This window comes from Mesorhizobium sp. M0340 (assembly GCF_040321535.1).
Classification (GTDB): Bacteria; Pseudomonadota; Alphaproteobacteria; order Rhizobiales; family Rhizobiaceae; genus Mesorhizobium.
The window spans coordinates 1-740 of sequence record NZ_JAMYRR010000079.1 but is presented as its reverse complement, the minus strand read 5'-3'; the positions used below and the strand labels follow the sequence as shown (position 1 = coordinate 740).

Genomic DNA, 740 nt, shown 5'->3' with positions numbered 1-740 from the left:
TGCGTAATTCGCTGATTGTGATTCTCTGAGACGAAGCTCGGAGGGAATCGCGATGGCAGTGAAGCAGATGGGCCAGTTGAGCTTGGCGGAGGCTTTTCTGGGCGGCAAGTTGGCTGGCGGTTCTTCACCGCTTGATCGATTGTCGGGTCTGGTGAAGTGGTATCGCTTCGAGAAGCTGCTCAACCCGCTGCGCGATGGCGGACCCGGACGGGCAGCTTGGCCACCGCTGGTTCTGTTCAAGGCGCTTTTGCTGCAGTCACTCTACGGCCTGTCGGATCGCGAACTTGAGGAGGCGCTTGGCGACCGGCTGTCGTTCCGGCGCTTTGTAGGGCTCGGGCTGGAGGAGAGCGTTCCCGACCACACGGTGCTTTCGCGTTTTCGCAATCTGCTTGTCAGCGAAGGGCTGCTGGAGAAGCTGTTTGGCGAACTGGACCGGCAGTTGGAGAAAGCCGGTGTTATCCTGAAGCGGGGAACGATGCTGGATGCCACGCTGATCAATGCGGTTTCATTGCCCCCGACGGACGAGCGGACTTCGAAGGATACGGATGCCCGGCTCACCGCGCGAAAGGGCAAGGGCGGCTTCACCTTTGGCTACAAAGCCCATGTCGGGGTGGATGAGGGCTCTGGCCTGATCCGCACGGTGATTACCACGCCAGCCAACGTCAACGACACGGTGATGGCCGATAACTTGATCTGCGGCGACGAGAAGACGGTGTGGGCGGACGCCGCCTACGACACCC

1 protein-coding gene is annotated in these 740 nt (G+C 60.8%); it reads left to right on the top strand.

Going from position 1 to position 740, the window contains the following annotated elements:
* Positions 1-52 precede the first annotated feature (52 nt).
* Positions 53-740, top strand: a 688-nt coding sequence (locus NKI79_RS33135) for an IS5 family transposase (RefSeq protein ID WP_352807507.1), incomplete at its 3' end; no start/stop codon positions are given.